The sequence below is a fragment of the Candidatus Methanosphaera massiliense genome (assembly GCF_028890305.1).
Classification (GTDB): Archaea; Methanobacteriota; Methanobacteria; order Methanobacteriales; family Methanobacteriaceae; genus Methanosphaera; species Methanosphaera massiliense.
The window spans coordinates 86594-106939 of record NZ_JARBXM010000001.1 but is presented as its reverse complement, the minus strand read 5'-3'; the positions used below and the strand labels follow the sequence as shown (position 1 = coordinate 106939).

General features: G+C 30.7%; 11 protein-coding genes and 1 tRNA gene. 3 read left to right on the top strand and 9 right to left on the bottom strand.

Annotation, left to right across the window (positions count from 1 at the left end):
- Window position 1 precedes the first annotated feature (1 nt).
- The gene (gene cfbC, locus OTK55_RS00485) at window positions 2-793 is read left to right on the top strand and encodes a Ni-sirohydrochlorin a,c-diamide reductive cyclase ATP-dependent reductase subunit (RefSeq protein ID WP_274869915.1); all 792 of its coding nucleotides are present in this window, start codon (window positions 2-4) and stop codon (window positions 791-793) included.
- On the opposite strand, the gene OTK55_RS00480 is transcribed toward cfbC, so the two are convergent.
- Window positions 786-1229: a GIY-YIG nuclease family protein gene (locus OTK55_RS00480; RefSeq protein ID WP_274869914.1), complete on the bottom strand. Its 444-nt coding sequence runs from the start codon at window positions 1227-1229 to the stop codon at window positions 786-788. The genes cfbC and OTK55_RS00480 overlap by 8 nt on opposite strands.
- A 101-nt stretch (window positions 1230-1330) precedes the next feature.
- On the opposite strand from OTK55_RS00480, the gene OTK55_RS00475 reads away from it, so the two are divergent.
- Entirely contained in the window at window positions 1331-1741 is a 411-nt protein-coding gene (locus OTK55_RS00475; RefSeq protein WP_274869913.1) for a DUF371 domain-containing protein, read from the top strand.
- 52 nt (window positions 1742-1793) lie between these two features.
- Here OTK55_RS00475 and OTK55_RS00470 read toward each other — a convergent pair.
- Window positions 1794-1877: transfer RNA gene (locus OTK55_RS00470), tRNA-Leu, on the bottom strand.
- A gap of 155 nt (window positions 1878-2032) precedes the next feature.
- Window positions 2033-2893: a dTDP-4-dehydrorhamnose reductase gene (gene rfbD, locus OTK55_RS00465; protein ID WP_274869912.1), complete on the bottom strand. Its 861-nt coding sequence runs from the start codon at window positions 2891-2893 to the stop codon at window positions 2033-2035.
- Window positions 2894-3063: 170 nt separating this feature from the next.
- Here rfbD and rfbB point away from each other — a divergent pair, with 170 nt between their 5' ends.
- Window positions 3064-4005 (top strand): dTDP-glucose 4,6-dehydratase, encoded by a 942-nt coding sequence (gene rfbB, locus OTK55_RS00460; protein ID WP_274871723.1) that lies wholly within the window; start codon window positions 3064-3066, stop codon window positions 4003-4005.
- 165 nt (window positions 4006-4170) lie between these two features.
- On the opposite strand, the gene OTK55_RS00455 is transcribed toward rfbB, so the two are convergent.
- From OTK55_RS00455 to OTK55_RS00430, 6 genes are all read right to left on the bottom strand, one after another.
- On the bottom strand, window positions 4171-9678 hold the full coding sequence (locus OTK55_RS00455) for a cobaltochelatase subunit CobN (protein WP_274869911.1): 5508 nt from the start codon (window positions 9676-9678) through the stop codon (window positions 4171-4173).
- A 237-nt stretch (window positions 9679-9915) separates the two neighbouring features.
- Window positions 9916-12468 (bottom strand): beta strand repeat-containing protein, encoded by a 2553-nt coding sequence (locus OTK55_RS00450; protein ID WP_274869909.1) that lies wholly within the window; start codon window positions 12466-12468, stop codon window positions 9916-9918.
- Between the two features lie 309 nt (window positions 12469-12777).
- On the bottom strand, window positions 12778-18348 hold the full coding sequence (locus OTK55_RS00445; protein ID WP_274869908.1) for a beta strand repeat-containing protein: 5571 nt from the start codon (window positions 18346-18348) through the stop codon (window positions 12778-12780).
- Between the two features lie 273 nt (window positions 18349-18621).
- On the bottom strand, window positions 18622-18972 hold the full coding sequence (locus tag OTK55_RS00440) for a DUF2149 domain-containing protein (RefSeq protein ID WP_274869907.1): 351 nt from the start codon (window positions 18970-18972) through the stop codon (window positions 18622-18624).
- Window positions 18972-19616, bottom strand: coding sequence for a MotA/TolQ/ExbB proton channel family protein (locus tag OTK55_RS00435; RefSeq protein ID WP_274869905.1), 645 nt, complete (start codon window positions 19614-19616; stop codon window positions 18972-18974). The genes OTK55_RS00440 and OTK55_RS00435 overlap by 1 nt, the downstream gene beginning before the upstream one ends.
- A 28-nt stretch (window positions 19617-19644) precedes the next feature.
- Complete coding sequence (locus OTK55_RS00430; RefSeq protein ID WP_274869904.1) at window positions 19645-20346, bottom strand: DUF2162 domain-containing protein; 702 nt, start codon at window positions 20344-20346, stop codon at window positions 19645-19647.

Below are 20346 nucleotides of genomic sequence, written 5' to 3'. Positions count from 1 at the left end.
GATGACATTAAAGAAAATTGCTATTTATGGTAAGGGTGGTATAGGAAAATCAACTACAGTAGCTAATATTGCTGCTAGCTATGATGATTCTACTTTTGTTATAGGATGTGATCCTAAGGCAGATACTACTAGAACATTAGTTGGTAAACGTATACCAACAATATTAGATACAATACGTGGGAATACTCGGCCAACACTGGAAGATGTTGTCTATGAAGGTTATAATAATACATTATGTGTAGAATCAGGCGGACCAGAGCCAGGAGTTGGATGTGCAGGTAGAGGCGTTATAGTTGCAATGAAACTACTAGATAAGTTAGGGGCTTTTGATGATGATCCTCAACTTGTAATATATGATGTTCTAGGTGATGTTGTATGTGGAGGATTTAGTGTACCATTACGTGAAGAATATGCTGATGAAGTATATATAGTAACTAGTGGCGAATACATGTCTTTATATGCTGCTAATAACATAGCTAAGGGTATTGAAAGCTTAAATGGTAAATTAGGAGGTATTATTTGTAATTGTCGTAATGTTAAAAATGAAGTGGAAATAGTAACTGAATTTGCATCTTTAATCTCTAGTAATGTTATTGGTATTATTCCACGTAGTGATTTAGTGCAAACTAGTGAATTTAAGGCAAGTACTGTTGTAGAGACATTTCCAGATTCTGACATGTCTAAAATCTATCATGATTTGATGGATTCAATCATGAATAATGATAATTATGCTACTCCTACACCTATGGAACCTGAGGAGTTTGAAAAATTCTTCTATTCTTATGTTAATTAAACCATTTATATGGTTTATACCCTATTTTTTCATATGATTCAATACTACTTTTTAATGCATCGTCATAATTGTTGAAATAATATAAATGTGATTCACAATTACAATCAGAACATCCGAAACTTTCAATATTATCTGAACTATCTTTATTTATATGATGTGATATATCACATTCTATTTTTGTAGTACAATAAGTGTATATTACTTGGTTTATTTTGGTATTTTTGTTGAGTAATAAATAATCAACATGCCAGTGTTTTTTCTTATCATCAGATAAATGACGTTCAATTCTCTTTGAAAGAGTTCCTAAAGCTGAGCCAACATAAACATAATATCCCTTATTAAAATTAATATAGCCCTTAGCACCAATTTTTATGTTAATATCTTTTTTTACTTCTATAATTAAACAATAATTTCCTTTATCTGGCAATTCAGTCATAGTATATCATCGTGTTATTCTTAATATAATTTAATTTGTATGAATTGATATAATAGTATATAAGAAATAGTTTAATTATTTTTTTTATAGGAGGAATAATAGTGGAATATACTTTTTTTGCTAAGGGACATGAGAATGTTAGATCATTACATAAATCTACCTTTGAAATTACAACAGATGATTATCTTACGCCAAGAGGGGACTGTATTATTGGTATAAATTCAAATATTACAATGAAAGATTTTCCAGAAGAAATAAGAAATGCATTGATGACTGATGATTCTAAAATAGAATTGTTACTAGAAACTGATAATGGATCAGATATTATAACTGGTTATGGTTCATCTAATTTAACATTAAGTCATCCATCGGATATGGTTTGTAGAAAAAGTTCATTCACATGTAATCGTACTTTAATGATTCATGCTGATAAAGCAGCAATTGATTTAAATAGAACTTTAATTGATGATTTAAAAAAAGGTTCTGATTTAAAAGTTACTATTAGAATCTAAATATCTAAAATACTATTTTTTTTTATTTAAAATTAGAATTAATATTATTAAGTGCGGGAGACGGGAATCGAACCCGCGAAGAGACTACCTCAATAGGCCCTCAACCTATCGCCTTTGACCGCTCGACCACCCCCGCATATAAAAAAAGTTTTTTTCACTTTAATTTCGGATGGTTTTTAAAATATATTCAACCTTATAAAAGCTACTACTATTTATTTAAATCTTAATATATAAATTTTTTGTTTTTCAAAGGGAAAATTAAATAAAAAATAAATAATGAATAGCAGTTAATTACTCATTTTCTGCCATTCTATGTAATGATTCGGAACAAGTTTCCATTCTCATACCTAATTCTTTTTCAACCTTATGTACATTTAATGATGAATTCATAGGTCTAGGTGCTTTTTGTACAAATTCAGTACTATTAGTTGGATGAATTAATTCCTTATTTAAGTCAAATTCCTCTGCAATCTTCATTGTAAAATCATATCTACTAATCTCATCATTTCCTGCTGTATGATATATTCCATTTTTATCTTGTAAAGCTATTTCATATATTGCCTCGGCAGCATTATCTGCAAATGTAGGAGAATTAATTTGATCAGTTACAATATTTATATCATTGTCCTGTCTTAGTTGGTTAATAACCCATGTTGTGAAGTTTTGTCGTTTATGCCATCCATATAAGACACTTACTCTTGCAATAGCCCAATTTGTAGAATATTTCTTAAGCTGTACTTCTCCGTCATACTTTGATTTAGCATAATATCCAAGAGGATTAACCTCGTCATCTTCACTATAATTTCCTTTTTTTCCATCAAATACAAAGTCTGTGGACACATATATTACCTTTGCTCCAACTTTTTCACCTGCACGGGCAATATTTCCAGTTCCATTTCCATTAATATCATATGCTTTATCTATCTCATCTTCACATAAATCAACATTAGTCATGGCCGCACAATGAATAATAACATCTGGGCTATTATTTAATATTACTTTCTCAACTTCTTGTTCATTTGTTATATCACATTTAATAGTATTACCTGTAGGATTAGAATTATGTGATAACGTTATATCATAATTATCATTTGCTATAGCAGATAGTCTTTCACCCAATAAACCACTGCCGCCGGTTATAAAGAATTTCATAATAAACTATTACTAAATCAAACTATAAAATATTTAGGATTAAATCAATCAAGGAAAAAATCCCACTTCCAAAATTATTAATAGACTAATTTATAAAGATTTAAATAATAATAAAGAATTACAAAAAAAAGTAATTTCTTAAACAGGTAAGGGTGACTACTTTGAAAATAATGATAACAGGTGGAGCAGGATTTATAGGTTCAAATTTTGTTCACTACATAGCAGATAAATATGAAGACTATGAAATAACAGTGTTAGACAAGTTAACATATGCTGGAGATATGGAGAATCTAAAAGGATTAGATGTAAACTTCATTAAAGGAGATATAGCCAGCCAAACAGATGCATCAAAGGCAATGAAAGATGCAAATTATGTTGTAAATTTTGCAGCAGAAACTCATGTAGACAAATCAATCACGGACCCAGCATCCTTTGTAAAATCAGATGTATTAGGTACACAGAACCTACTAGAACTAGTAAGAAAATATGATGTAGAGAAATATATACAAATATCAACCGATGAAGTATATGGTAGTATATTAGAAGGTTCATTCAAAGAAACAGACAACATAGACCCATCAAGCCCATACTCAGCAAGTAAAGCTGGAGGAGATTTACTAGTAAATGCATACTATAAAACGTATGGAATACCGGTAATGATAACAAGAAGTAGTAATAACTTTGGACCACGTCAATTCCCTGAAAAATTAATACCATTATTCATATTAAAAGCAATTCATAATGAACAGCTACCCGTATATGGGGATGGAAAAAATGTTCGTGATTGGATATATGTAGAGGATAACTGTGCAGGTATAGATACAGTGCTACATAAAGGAAAAATTGGAGAAGTATATAATATAGGTGGAGGAAATGAAAGAAATAATCTAGAAATCACAAAAATGATACTAGAAAAACTAGGAAAACCTGAAAGCCTAATAAAACATGTAGATGACCGTTTAGGTCATGATAGAAGATACTCCTTAGATGCATCAAAAACTAAAAAATTAGGATGGGAACCTAAATGGACATTTGAAGATGCAATGGAAAAAACAGTTAATTGGTATAAAAACAATTCTGATAGATTATATAAACATGTACAAACATTATAATCTATAATTTAATTTTTTTTTTTAAATTGTTAAAAAAGCTATTTTTCTTAAATTAATAAAATGAAATTTCTTTTTCTACTAAAATTAGAATCTATTTTTTATAAAAAAATAAAAGAAAGAAAGGGGGTTTTTTTGTTATTATATAATTTTATTATATATGATACATTACTCTTGACGCGCTGATTTTCTTGTAAATCCGGTAAAGAAGAATACTGCAATTAAAACAATTGCTAAAATGTATCCTAGAGATATTTCAGCTTGTGAAGATGCTGCTTGTCCTCCACTTTTTGAGGATACAGCATAAACTGCAGCAGTAGCACTTGTAGCTCCACTACTTGATGCTGAACTACTTGATGCTGAACTAGCTGAGGATACGGATCCTCCGTTAGCTCCTTGACCTACATCAGAACTACCTGATTCAGTACTATTTCCACTTCCAGAGCTTGAACCGGAATTAGATGAACCTTGACTATTTCCTGAACCATTATCAGTTCCATTTCCAGAATTTTGTCCATTATTGTTTCCACTATTTCCTGAATCTGATCCAGTACTAGATCCACTCATTTGACTTGCTGCATTACCATTGCTTGAACCAGCATAACTTGCAGCTCCGGCGTAAGCTCCTGATCCTGAAGATACTCCAGCGTCACCATATCCTTTGAAGCTGTCTCCTCCAACATTGGTTCCACCGTTTTCACCGCCAGTATCACTACCGGTTCCACTACCTGATCCTGCACCAGTTCCAGAATCACCGGTACCTAGTACAGTTCCAGTATTTGTTGCTGAGTAGTATTGTTGTGAATATCTTTCTAAACCTTTAACACCTAATGCAGATCCTCGTTTCAGTATCCATTCATGGAGATTTACATTACCACATGTGTGGTGACAACATGCTACTCCCCATTTATTTACATTATCAACGTATTTTTGGATAAGATCTTTTAGTAATTTGTTATCAGTTGTTTTCCAATAGTTGTTCATAGCTAATGTCATACCCCAACCTAGCATTGATTGAAGGGGATATGATTTATAGTTAGCATCACCTATTAAGTATTCACTGTAAACTATAACTTTCATGCTTTTTGTGAATAATTCTTGGCTAATTGCACCTGTTGAGTTTCCACTTGTTGTTCTATGGATTGCTTTTCCGTTTTTATCTTCCTCATATCCTTGTGTTGTGAATATTGTTTTTATTAAGTTTTCAAAGTTTTGTGATAGTTGGTTCCATCCACCAACGGAGGAAGTCATTGCTTGTAACCATTGTGGATTTGTGATTGTTGTCATTACTTCTTTACTGACTTCTTTGGAAATTGTGCTTGAAATTATATTGTTTCTGTTACGTATATCTATCAACATAGTGTTTGGAATTGCTCCATGTACATTAGCTGCATTCAGGAGTCCTCCAAACCAGTCTGTGTAATCGTCTGAATCTATGTATCTCCATGTACTGTCCATATCTTGCATTATCAGGTTAACTTTGGATAATAGATATGCAAAGAGGTCTCTTTGTCCTGGAATTACTACTATTTTTCCCTCAGAATTCACTGTCCATGCATTACATAATCTTGATTCGTATACACTTGCTTGTTCGTAAGCTACACCTTCAGTTGAATTTTGCCATGATGCAATGTTGTTAAGTAAATCTGATACACCAGTACCTTCTAATTTAGCTCCATTAAGACCAAATAATCTATATGTGGAATTAAATTGGGCATAATGTTTTTTAACATAATTGTCTTCAATACTTTCATTTAGATTATTCACTTGGTTTACTGCATTGTATAATAAGCTTAACCAGTATGGGTTATTGGATACAATAGTAGCAAAGATATCAATTCTTGGACGTTGATATATTTTACCATCAATTGTTATAGTAAGGTTTTGAAGTGGTATTACCTCAGTACCATTTACTTTTCCGCTTTGATCCCATGTTGGTTTAACTCCTAGTAAATATAGATATTGAGCTAGACTAATTCCTTCTGTACGAAGTACTTCAGTACCCCATATTACTTCCCCAACTAATTCTGGGTATGTATCTTCTCCGAGGTCCTGCATGTATTGTGTTAGTATTTGATCTACTGATTTAACAGCAGTAGACCATGCAGCTCTACTAGGCATTTTTGTAGTATCACTAGAATACATTGATCTACCTGTAGGTAATACATCAGATAATGCTGGGTCTCCAGATAATCCTGGTTCTACATATCCACCACTAAGAGCGTTCATAATAGATGCCCATTCTTTGTTATCACGAACTTCATTTATGAAAGTTACTATTTGTAAGAGATCATTATAGAAACTACTGTTTTCGTTTTGGTTTTGTTCTCTAGCCATTAATTTAGCATTTTCAACAGTTGCATTATCAACTAATCTCATTACAATACTTTCAAGTGTTGAAGTAATAGCTGCCTGTTGTTCTGTAAAATCAACGGATTTTATTTTATCATAATAATTTCCATCGATATTATAGTAAATATTCATAATATCTTGCAGTATACTTGTTCGTGATGATGCAATGCTAGTTATTCCTTGAACCATTTCAGTATCGTTCCAGACATATCCCAATGTATGTACACCATAGTTTATAGTATCTCCACTTAAACTCTCTATAGTTTGATGTATTGTGGATAGCCAGTCTTCGAAAGCTTCATCACTAGTTGTGTAATTATACATTTTTTCTAAGTATTCATCAAAGGTCATGTTACCTTTTAAGGTATAATTATAGTAACCGTTCATTGATTTATTAAGACTTTGGGATAGGTTAAGTATTGCACTTTTACATATACTCATTATTTCTTGGTCACCAATTTCCTTTACTTCATTGTATAGTGTGATGTTTTCACTCATTCTTAAGAAGTCAGGTGATTTAAAACCACCAGTGGATGTAAGGTTTAATATTAATTCTTTATAATATTCAACGTTACTTAAATCACCAGTTTTTTTGTTACTATCATAATTTGATATAGCATCACTTAAGTCTGCATATTCATCATATAGTTTTGAAGCTGTTGTTACTGGTGTCATATGTGTAATTACTTGTGCAAAACTTCTTTCTTTTGCAGTCATACCTTCTCCAGGGTTTGATACAATATAAGGATATATGATTGGAGCCTCAATTAACTGGAATGGCCAGTCTGATGCTTGTAATCCTAATGTACGCCCTGGTAACCATTCAAGGGTTCCGTGTGTACCCATACTTATCATTGCATCTACACTATTACCTGTTTTTCCTTTATAATATTTATATAAATATTTATAGAATGCAACATATTGTTGTGGTGGTGCTAATGCATCACTATGATAATCGGTTACGGAATCCCATCCTCTTGCTGGTTGTATGCTTATAAAGATATTACCAAAGTAAATACCAGGTATAACTAGGTAACTGTTGTTGTATATCATTGAACCATTACCTAATCCTGTTCCCCAACATGCAACTAATTGTTTTTGAAGATTTTCTGGTAATTCATCATACATTTTTTGGAAATCACTTTTACTTATCAACTGATGATTTTTAGTTAGGTTTGCATAATGGTCTTTAACATATGTATTAAGGAGACCTTTTGCCCAGTTTCCTTTGTTACCTATGTCAATGAGTAGTGTAGTTAATTCTTCAGTAGTTGGAATTTCACTTTTTTTCATTCCAATATTATAACCTTCATCAGCCATTTTAACTAGTAAATCATGTACACTGGTATATACATCAAGATATGATGCACCTATGTTTGCTCTACCTGGTGGGTAGTCATATAGAATTATAGCTATTTTTTTATCATAATTCTTTTTCTCTTTAAGTTGTGCCCATTTAAGTACTAGTTGAACGTGCTTTTTCACACCTTCCTTGATAATTACAGTTGTTCCATTATCTTCAACGTAAGAAATTGGCAGTGCACCAATAACTCCTTCAAACTGAGGAACTGTTACTTTATATGTCCATTCAGATTGTGGTCCATATTCACTTTCATAACTATATTTACTAATACCACTTAAAGCATTTAGAATGGTTATGTTTGTGTGTTTATAAGTTTCTACAGTTATGTTTGTTGACATTTGTGAATATGATGTGGACCATGAATATAAGGAACTAGCAGCACTAATTCCACGGGATAAACCGCTTTTATTGGTTACTGCAATGTCTAGTAATTCTGTCATGGTTGGACTTGTTGTTGCATATTGATATAGACAAAATGCTGCTCTACCATTTCTTTCATATTCTTTTATTAGAGCTTCTACTTCTGGTGTTGTTTGGTAGTAGCTTATAATTGCAATGAAAGGTCCTTTGTATTTAACGTGTTTATTGTACCATTGTTCAAAGTTGTGTAATATGTCTACTGGATTTTGATGTTCTAGAATCCATGGATTGTAGTAGTTTGTCATCCAGTTTAAACTTCCGGATCCATCATCATTATATCCATGGTCCATTTGTATCCATTGATTTATTTGTTTACTGGTTGGAATTGGTATAGACATTTTGTATCCAGGATAATAAATACCCCATTGTGGTCCAGCTAATATGGGGGTATTTCCATTTAGGGTTGGATTTACTTTACTTTCTCCTAGTAGGTAGAATATATAGTTTAACATGTTTTTCATATTGGTTTTAATGACAGTTTCATCTTTAATAGGTTCTGCTTGCCAGTATGAACCAATATATGTGTTTTCAATGGAGTATGGACTGTTACCTAGGAATCCCCAGCCTAACTGGTTAACTAATGAACCATATATACCAAAGGTATATGCAACCTTATTATTTTGTGATGCTGGTGATTCTTTGATGAGGTTCGTATTTACTCCGAATCCTTCTCCTAAAGCATACATATCTACTAGTATAAAGTTAGTATGGCTTAACATCCATTCAGCAGATACATCATATGAACTATTTAAATTATAACCTTCAAGGAAATATACTCTATCTGATAGTTTTCTCAAGGCTTCGAATTTATTATATTGTCCATCGCTCGAGCTTCCTGAGTATGATATAATTGCTATATCGGGTATGAAAGTATAATTTAAACTTTCAGTAGTATTTATGATGTGAACTTCTTCTTCACCTGTTTTATATGTTCCATATTCGAATTTGACTATGTAGTAATTTGGAGTTAATCCTGTTATTACATAATTACCAGATGAATCGGATTTCGTTTTTGTAACTATTTTACTTGTATTTTCATTGTATACAGTAATAACTGCTCCTCCTACTCCAATAGCGTCTTTTTCCTCTCCGACGTAAGTCATTGAGGTTTTATTATATACACAGGTAACTTTTCCATTCAAACTATAAGTTTTTGCTTGTTTGATATATTTTGGGCCTGTTTTAAACGATGATTTCTCAGAGGCTACAGTTTTTATTTCTGATATTGCATGTTCCTCTTTTGATGTTATAGTTGCTGTATCTTTTTTCGTTGTTTTACTTGTTGTATCTGTTGATTTTTTCTTCGATGTTGTAGTAGTATCTATTTTCTTATTGGTTTTTGTTGTTGTTAATGATACTTCATTAACATGTGTTTCACTTGTTAGTTCAGATATTGTTGATTCTGTATTAATTGTAGTTATCTCATTCATTGTTGGTGTTGCTGTTGTACTATTAACATCTTCTGGATTACTTGCAGTTACTGTAGTACAAATTAAGAGTACAAAAAGTATCATACATAATGAAAAGATCTTATTTTTCATCACATATAACTCCTTTTTAGTGTATTCAACAATTTTTATTTATCTTAACTATTCAAGTATAAATGAATAAGAATACACTAATACTATTTTAGTTCAGTTTATTTAATATATTTATGTATTATTAATAAAAATTCAAGTAAATTAGTCTTAATTTTTCTATTAAAGTTTAAATATTTTGAATTTAATTATAAAATGAGTAATTTAAAGAAAAAAAAAATAAAAAAGTTAAAAAACGTTTTAGGTTTTTATTGTTAAGACTGGTGCAGTATATTTACCGGAATTAACGTGATTATTACCAGAGTATACAACTGTTACATTATATAGACCATCATCCCAGAAGATATTTACATATGTACTTAGCATAGCAGTTCCATTAGTAATTGACTGAACAGTAGTTTCTGTCATTGTTTCTGGATCAACATTACTTATAGTTCCACCATTAACTTTAAATACATATTTTCCATTAGCAACTGGCAATTTTGTTACACTTGTAGTGATATGTGCTACAAGAGTTATGAATTCTCCAGATTTAGCAGTTAACTTTTCAATAGAAATAACTGGGTCCTCTTTAAGAATAACTAATTTAGATGTAGTAGTCATACTATAATATCTATTATTATCTCCTAGTACTATAGTGAAATTATTATCACCTGCACGTAATCCTGATGGTAAAGTAATATTTGTAAGTAGAAGACCATTAACAATATTCATATGAGCAATAGTTTTTCCATTTACTTTCACAGCTGCTTTTGTAGTACCTTTTAACTGGTTACCGTTTTGGTCAAGAATAGTTTCATTAAGTAATATATTTTGACCAGCATATGCTGTTATTTCTTTTTGTATGAAAGAAACATTAACTTTTTGTATAGTCATATTAGTAGTATATTCTATTCTATTATATGAATCGTTACCATATACTGCTGTTACCCTATATGTTTTACCACCAAAACCACTTAATGTGTAATTTAAAGTAGCTACACCATTAGTCATTTTAATTTTTATAGGATTACTATTATTATCTTTTAAAGTTACACCATTAAACTTAAAGACTACTGTACCATTCAGTGGGACTGATGTTTTAGCATCAGTTGCTGTTGCTACAAGTGTTATATTAGTATTTGTTTGTGGATTTGTAGGAACGACTACATTTATTATAGCATCGTTTTTGAGTACTGGTTTAATATTGTCTGATATAGTAATATTGGTTAAATTTCCTGTAATCGTTACAGCTTCATCACCAGTAACATCATTGGATAATAATGTATTATTTAGTATAGCTACATTATTAGTTCCATTAATTGACACTGCTTTGGAATTATTACCCACATCTATTGTGTAGACTGTGTTATTAATGATTTTTGCATTATCTGAGTTTTGTTGAATTTGAATTCCAGTATTTCCAGGTCTTACTTCTTCAACAATTTCATTAATTGGTATATTACTGTTTCCTGTAGTGTTCACGTAGTTGCCTGTGATTGTAGCATTGGTAGAGTGTGCAAGTTCAATACCCATCGTATAATTACCGACACCAGTAATATTATTATTACTTATAGTAGAGTTTTGTGTTTGATATATTTCCATACTGTATACGATTGGAGCATTTAATTTAATATTATTATCGCTTACGTTCATATTTATTGTTGGACCTACACCACCCATGGTAGATGTGATTATACCAAATGCTAAAGCTTCATTATCTGCTGTGTAAATGGTTGTATTATAACAATGTCCTGTAACATTGTTTCCTGTGATTGTACAATTTGTAGCATAATTACCAATTTGTACTCCATCAACGTATCTGTCACCAGTCATGTGTAGTTTGTTATTGGTGATGTTGATGTTACTTATAGTATCTAATGCATTTATTGCATATACAAATCTTGCTCCACTTATGGTTACTGTGTTATTATTGATGGTTATATTATCACCGTTTTTGATTTCAATACCATCTATAGTACCGTAATATGTTCCATCACATTCGTCAGCTTTTCCAACGTCAGCAATATTATTCTCTATTAGAACATTATTACCTCCCCAATTAAAGATACCGAATGTATTAGCTAAGCCTGCACGATCACCATTTACCCAATCAATATCCATTGCATGACCTCTTACAGTCACATTATTGTTTGAAATAGTTACATTGTCAACGTTATTATATATTCCTTGTGTCACATAATCAACGTCTGAATCGCCGTTGTCATCATTGTTAGTTATGTTTATGGTGTTATGGGTAATTTTAGCGCCAATTGCTTCATTATGAATAGCATCCTGATAACCTGTTGTAACAATTTTTAAATTAGTTACTGTTGAATTTATTGCATCCTCAGTAAGGAATACTTGACCATTGTTAATTGTTGCATCAGAACCTGTAAGAACTAATCCTTGTTTATCAAGATAGAATGTTTTGTTGTAAAATGAACCTGTTAGTATAATAGTACTATTTGCTGTTATTGTATTTTTTGTACCTGAGTCTCCACTGAAATAACGGTTATAATTTCCGTCGGTTACTGTGATATTTTCTGCTGTTTTCAATGATTTTTTTGAATCATGTTTTATAGCAGAAGTTGTATTTATTTTCTTAGAGGTAGTTGGTTGGGATTTTACTGCATAATCAACGTTATTATTTTCAATTGTTTGTATGTCCTGCGTGCTGGTAGTAATAGTATTAGTATCTTGGGCAGTTGTTGTTACGGATTGGTCTGTACTGTTAGCTGCTGATACTGCACTTATTCCTATAAATAATAGGATTAATGTTGCTATTAGTAAAAACACTTTCTTATTATTCATTATTCACCCCTTCTATTTTTAATTATATAATCATACTTTAAAAATTAAACAATATAATTTTAATTAAGTTTAATATTAATTGATTATATGGTTGATTATATAAACTTTATGAATAATATAATTTTTCATTATAAAATTAGAATTAGAGCTAATAATAAACTTTAATAGATTTTTTGGGAGTAATAATGTGAAAAATTAGTATTTTTTGAAAATTAGGAAAAAAAGGACTGGTAATTTCATAAAAAAAATTAGGGTGAAAGTGTATATTTAATTTTTTTATAGTTAACACTTCCACTCTTTTATTTTTTCCTAGTATACTTCTTCATGTCCATTCTTTGTTGGATTATTTTTTATTGTGTTATGATTTATTGTTGTTGTAGCATGTTTCATGTCGAAGATTGCTCCTCCACTGTTTGCAGTATTACTTGTTATTTTGTTACCTGTGATTGTAGTGTTTGTTGCACGGGTGTATATTGCACCACCATAGCTTGCATTGTTACTTGTTAGATTGTTATTGGTTATTTTCGTGTTTACTGCGTTATAGTTGTTTATTGCTCCACCATAACTTTTTGCATCGTTATTCTTGATAGTGTTTTCGGTTATAGTATTGTTGGTTCCTATGTTGTAGATTGCTCCTCCACTTGATGTTGCTTTATTGTTGTATATGTTATTGGATTGTACTGTTATATTTGTTCCTCTAAGATATATTGCACCATATTGTGCTTGGTTGTGGTGTATTCTGTTACCTGTTATTATTATATATTTTGCATTCCAGTTACTGATTGCTCCACCTAATGAAGTTGCAGTGTTATATTGCATAATGTTTGATTTTATGTTTATGTTTGTTCCTAAATTATTTATTACTGCTCCAGTTTTTGCTTTGTTTTGTGTGAAATTGTTGTTTGTTATATTATTATTTTGACCTATTACAAATACTGCTCCACCACTTACTAGTGCAGTGTTATTTGTCATGTTGTTTTTATTGAGTTTTAATGTTGATCCTCTGTAGTATATTGATCCACCATAGTTAGCTTTGTTACCGTTGAATTTATTACCTGTTATTACTGTGTTTTTAGTATCCCAGTTATTTATTGCTCCACCAAGAGTTTTAGCTGTGTTATTTGTGAATTGGTTGTTTGTTACTTTGGTGTTTACTCCTAGGTTGTATATTGCTCCTGAGGAAATAGTTGCATTGTTTTTAGTGAATTGGTTATTTGTTATTATTGTGTTGTTTCCTCTGTTGTATATTGCTCCTCCATATGAAGCTGTGTTGTTTTGGAATACATTGTCTGTTATTAAAGCATTGTTTGCATTATAGTTGCTTATTGCTCCACCATTACTTCCTTTATTGTTTATGAATGTGTTTCCATTTATTGTTGTGTTTGGTGCTCTGTTTATGATAGGTGTGTTTTTAAATCCTGTGAATGTTATATCTTCTAGGGATATTAATCCATTTTGTATGTTAAAGCTGCTAATTTTCTTATTGTTTCCATCAAATACTACATTGTCGTAGCCTATTATTTTAAGATTTACATTGGTGTTAAATGTAACAGTTTTATTAATTTTGTATACTCCGTTTAAGATGTAAAGTGTTGAATTGTTGTATTTGCTATTTTTTATCGTGTCAAATGCGTATGTGTAGTTCCATGGTGTTTCTGGTGTTCTTCCATCATTTTTGCTTGTACCATTAGTTGCTACATAATATACTTGTCCGGTATAGATTACAAGACCATTTTTGTATGTGGAGGTACTGCTATTTAGCTGGTTATTACCATAATATTTTATTGTTATATTGTTTTTTCCTAGTAATGTGCTTGGAGCTGTAAATTTGAATCTTGCTGTTCCATTTTTGTTTACAGTTGCACTGATTACTGTTCCATTTGTATATTTTAGGTCTTTACCATTTATCATTAAAGTTACTCTACCGCTATTTCCATTGAATGTTTTTGCTTTATCGGATATTATTATGTTTAATGTTGTTGGTTCGCCAACTCTGACATGGGTTGCTGTATAACTTATTGTACTTGCTGCCTTGTTTACTGTGATGTTATTATGTGCTGTGGATTTTGTTAAGAGATTAGTTCCATCAAATGTTACATTTAACGGATATTTTCCTGCAACTAATGTTGATGGTATTGTGTATTTATATGTTGCTATTCCATTGGATACTTTTGCAGTTCCGACTAGTGAATTGTTAACATATATTGTAACAGTTCCAGAAGTTATTGCTTTTCCATTTGCAGTAAATCTAGATGTAATTGTTACCTGATTACCAATTATTCCAGTTACACTGCTTACAGTTGCTACAGTTTTAGTTTGAACATATAATTTAGCAGTACCATTAGATGCAAAGTAATCATCATTTCCGCTGTATACAACGGTTATATTATATGCCTTACTTTCTGCATTTGCTGGTATTCTATATGTGTATGATGCTTTTCCTAAAGTTACATTAGTAGTTCCTAATGTTTTTCCATCTAATATAAATGTAGCATTTCCAGTTAATTGAGCGTCATAATTATCTTTTATTTCTGCATTGATTGTAACTGTTGATCCAGGTAATCCTGTTACATTATTTACATTAACTATACTGCTTGTTTTAGTCTTGTTTAAATTTAATGAATTTGTATTAGTTGCATTTTGGAAATTTGTTCCTGATACTGATGCAATTATTGTGTATATTGTAGGTTTTAATAGATTTGTATCATTAAATCTAATAGTTGCTACACCATTTGTTACATTTGATGAACCTATTATAGTAGTACCTATTCTAAATACAACTGTTAAATTTTTTAAATCATCAGTTGTTGAATTAACGTTTGCTGTGAAAGTAACTGGATGGCCTACTGTGCCTTTTACATGTGTTACTGTGATATTTGTGAAGTATAGGAAATTATGAGATATTTTGTTTGATTTATGATCATTTAATACTGCATTATCTCCAATATATTGTGATGACCTTATTGAATTTTCAGTTATTGTGTTATTAACAGTATCTGAGGTTAAGTTCACTGCATATGGACTTGCATTATTATCTATTGTGTTATTAATTACTGTGTTACTGAAACTTCTTGTCATAAACATTATTCCATTTTTACCGAAAGGAATCGCATCACTGTGTAATGCACTGGATGTATTTCCATAATCAGCACCTCTCATAGTAATATTATTACCGATAATTCTATTAAATGATGATTCATATCCAGCAACTCCGTATGGATTTGTTGCTTCTCCATAGAATGTATTATTGATTATTTTGTTATTGTCAGTATCAAATAATTCAATAGTGTATAATGATGCTGCACTTGCATTCATTTTGTTATTTATGAATGTTGTGTTAAGACAATGTTCTAATGTTAATCCATAAGCATAATCTCCTCGGACTGTGGAGTTATGTAATGCATTTACGTTGAATGTATTGTTTTCTACTATTGTGTTAACACTATTTAATCCTGCTATAAATCCAGTAGCAAAGTATCCACCATTAACTGCTACATTATTATTTCTAAATGTGTTATTAGTTGCATTTAATGAACTAATTGAACTTCCCCATGGTGCTCCTAAGACTCCCATACCATATTCATATGGTCCATAACTATTTACTGTTATTTTATTGTTTGTTATAAAGTTATAATTACTATCATAATAAACATCTATACCTACAACACTGTTTTTACAAGTGTCCACCGGGAATTGGTACTTATCAAATTGTGATGTTACATTTACATCGTTTTTGTTAATTGTGTTGTATGAGGAATATAATAAAATAATTCCATAATTATGTAATACCTCTTGAACAGCGCCGATTCTATCATCAAACATGATTTCAGAATCATATTCTATAGGTATATTACTTTGGTTTAGTCTTACTATATTATTTGTTATATTGTTAAGATCTGATGCATATACAAATATTGCGTAGTTTACGTAATCACCAGATGTGAATATTGTGTTATTTGTTACAGTGTTACCACTTGATGAATATAAAAATATTCCAAAGCTTTCCCATTTATCATAGTTATTGATGTTAATGTTTGTGATATTACAGTTATTTACTTCTACTACTTCAATAGCATGTACATTGATAATTGGTGAATTATATCTGTTGTTAATAATTGTTACGTTAGTTATTGAGGATGCGTGAGCATCGCCTGTGAATGTTACTGTACCATTATATATTGTACAATTTTGTCCTATTACATGTACTTTTATTGGGAATGTAAAGTTTTTGTTTGTGAATGTACCTTGTAGGATGAGTGTATCATTCTTTAATACTTTGTTGGTATTAACAGTATATTCATCGGTAAAGTATGTGTAATAGTTGTCTTCTGTAATTATATATGTTTTATTTGAATCTGGTAAGTTTTCAGATGTACCTGATGATGGAGGTAGGTATGCTAAGTCTAATCCTTGTCCAGATGTACAATTTAATACATTTGACTCTGCTACATATACATGTGCATCTTCTTCATTTCTTGCACCTGCTTCTGAGAAGTCTATAGCATATTCATCATATGATTGAATTCTGTTGTTTGTAACATTTACATAATTTATTTTTTTACTACTTGATTGTTTTTTGAATACTATGCCTATTTTTCCACTAGTAATATTATTATTACTAATTGTGATATTTTTGTATGCACCTTTAGCGTATATTCCGTTTCCTGATGTAGACCATAGATTATTATTTGTTATTATAGCTTTACCTGCCATAATTCTAATACATGATCCACTATTTGAAGTTATGGTATTATTATTAAGGATTACTCCTTCACCACCAATAGTGATACCTACTGTTGTTGTGTTTACATGAACTATGTTATTAGAAACTATAGCTCCTTCACATGCATAGATACCTTCTGCTGTAGCATTTACTTCATTTCCTATAATGTAATTATTTGTGAAATCTTGAGTAGATATTCCCCTATATCCTTCTTTCACATAGTTGTTACGTATTGTGTTCTCAGTACCCATTATCTGAATAGTATAACTCCAAGAGGTGTCTCCACCTGTAACATAGTTTCCAGTTACGTTATTATAATCACAGTAACCTCCTTGGAATAGTCCTGATCCATATACACTGAAATATATACCGTTTGCTTGGTCACTTACAACTGTGTTATTGTCAATGTTATTGTAGTAACATAATCCAAATGCTGCTGCTGTATGGGTACGATTCATATCTTCACGACATGATGTCTGGAAGTAATTGTCATAAACACGACTATTATTCATTTGATCTGCCGCTAATGCAAATGCAAATGGACCCCATACGTGTATATGGTTATTTGTGATTGTAATGTTCTTTGTTTTGTTAACATAGATTCCACTACCATAGTAGTTGTTGTTAGTAATTGTTAAATTCTTGATTACTGCACCTGTTGAGTTTAAACCTTCAACGTTTACGGTACAGTTGTATAATTTAGCATTTTTGTTTGTACTGGTAAGTGTAATGTTTGATTTATCTATACTGAAATTCATGTTTGTGAATGTACCTTGTAAGTCTATTGTGTCACCGGCCTGCACTAAGTTTGTACTTTTTGTTTTGTTTTGTGTTTTGTTGTATTTGAAGTATAAGTTGTAATTATCGCTAGTTATTGTATAAGATGATTTTTTCAACGTTTTATTAGTTGATTTTTTCGTTGTTTTATTATTACTTGTTTTTATATTCTCTTTTTTATTTACGGTTGTTTTAATATTATGAGTATTACTAATAGTGTTATTAATATTACTAATACTTTGTATATCTGTGCTTTGACTTGTATCTTTTTGAATTGTATGACTTGTTCCATTGTCTGAAACATCTGCCGCCGATACACAGCCTAAGCTAACCATAAATAAAATCAGTGTAACTAACAAGAATTTACTCATAGTTTTCATTTTTTCACCGTTTTTTTTATTCATAATTGTCATAAATATAAAATTAATGATTATTTATGATAATATTATATTTCTTTTAAACGAATTAATTAATTTTTCTATATAAATATTAAAATTAAATTTAATATAATATAATAGTCAAAATTAATTAAAATAAATAATTATGATTAAAAAGTAGGATAGGCAATTTAAAAAAAATAGTATATGATTCTAAAGTATAAAAATTAGTTCTCATAAAATAAAAAAAGGTGGTGATAGGATTTATCCTACTTTTTATGAACTCACCATAACCATTTTACCAGTACTAGGATCTTGATAAACTTTTCCCATTTCCTGGTATCCTGAACCAGATTTAGTTACATTTTCAGGTGTTTCATTTAATTGTTGTGTTTGATTATTATCTAATTCTGTAGTTTGAGCCTGCTGTTGTTGCATTGATTGTTGTTGCTGTTGCATGGACTGTTGTTGAGACATTGCTTGGTTCATATTTTGAGCTCCTGTAGACATCACAGCAAATATTAGAAAACCCACTGCTAATACTAACATGATATCAGTCATGTTTACTGCTGATGACATAGGATCTAAATCTTCACCAGAGCGTAGTTTTCCTCTTCTTAATGACATTACATCACCTCAAGAATAGCTTCTCCGATATCATATAATGCTGTTAAATCCTCTTCGTACCATCTTCTACGAATTCTTGCAATAACGAAACATAATGTACCTGCAGCTAATCCTGCAGTAGTTGTGTTAAATGCTGTTGTTAAGTTAGTTGTTAATGTCATCATATCTCCAGCACCTAGAGCTGCTAGTCCTGGACCCATAGGTATAATAGTACCTAGTAATCCACAACCTGAACCTACTTTAGCAACTATTTCATCTTTTTCTAATGTTTTCATTATTTTGAATTCTTGGTCTTCAATAAGATTTCTTGCTAACACTTCTCGGGTTTCTTTATTATATTGTTCTTTATCAAGAGATGCTATTTCACATAACATTTTTTTATCTTTTTTGATTAGTCTTGTTTTATTAATAGTGTCGCATATCTCTTCTTGTGTATTACACTTTGCTATGTCTTTAATTATATTACTTCTTTCTTCTGCAGTTATTTTCTTACGTCCAGTATATTCTGCAATTATAGCTCCTAATTCTATTATTGCAAATATTATAAATATTATAAGTAAGACTAATACTGGAAGTAACAGACTTTGTGCGACAACATTCAATATTCCTGTTAGAATATCTCCTCCAGGTATAGTACTGGCCATGTAATTCCTCCTATTTTCTTAGTTATTATTAGAATTCTATTAAATCGCTTTTTCTTTTAGTATATATAATGCCGAGTATTACTAATCCAATCACTGCAATTAGCATATAACCTATATCAGTTAATGATTGAATTTGTACTGCTGATCCTGATGTTAATGATGAAATATTAGGTAGTATTAATAAGCATAGACAGAAGTATAAACCAATAAAAATCATGAAATTTCCTAATACAATAGGATATGGTTTATTAATTTTTTTCACAATTTTAGTTGACAATGCATAGGTTATTCCCATCACAGCTACTAATGCAACTGAGGACAATAATCCTAGAGATACTGATGATACACCAGCCATTGGAGATACTAGTAATATTGAAGTTAATATTGCACCAAAACAACATGGACATGGCGCAACTACTGCCATACATGTACTGCTTCCAACGTCTTTACCTGTTACTTTCCAGTCATATACAGTTTTAAATCCAGTTATAAGAATTACTGCTGCAATTACTGCGAAGATGTAACTGGTATAATTATATACAAAATTATATAGTTCTTTGGTGTATGGTTGTACTATGTATGATAGTACTACAAGTCCTACGAAGTACCCAACTAATATTAAGTATACATTTCTTTTTTTAATACCTGAAAATCCTAGAGCTAATCCTATTTTCAAACCAAATATTAGAACTGCTGCTAATATTCCATATTGCCAGAATTGTTCTAGCAT